This is a genomic window from Microvirga pakistanensis (assembly GCF_004458765.1).
In the GTDB taxonomy this organism is placed as follows: Bacteria; Pseudomonadota; Alphaproteobacteria; order Rhizobiales; family Beijerinckiaceae; genus Microvirga; species Microvirga pakistanensis.
The window spans coordinates 1-223 of record NZ_SPJX01000688.1 but is presented as its reverse complement, the minus strand read 5'-3'; the positions used below and the strand labels follow the sequence as shown (position 1 = coordinate 223).

Below are 223 nucleotides of genomic sequence, written 5' to 3'. Positions count from 1 at the left end.
TGGTGCGGGCGTCCTTCAGGCGGTCGACGTAGCGCTTCTCGTCGCGGAACTTCAGCGGGTCGACGGGCACCTCCGGCAGCGCCACGTCGAGCCAGGTGCCGCCGTCGAACATGAGCTGCAGGCGCTGCGTGGCCGAAAGGCGCATGTGGTGGTTGGAGCCGGGGATCACCCATTGGTTCGCCTCCACGTCCTTGTGGAAGACCACCTGCCCCGTATCCGGACA

At 67.3% G+C, this 223-nt stretch carries 1 pseudogene; it reads right to left on the bottom strand.

Going from position 1 to position 223, the window contains the following annotated elements:
- Window positions 1–223 (bottom strand): annotated as a pseudogene (locus E4K09_RS26745) (acetyl-CoA carboxylase carboxyl transferase subunit beta); the annotation flags it as partial.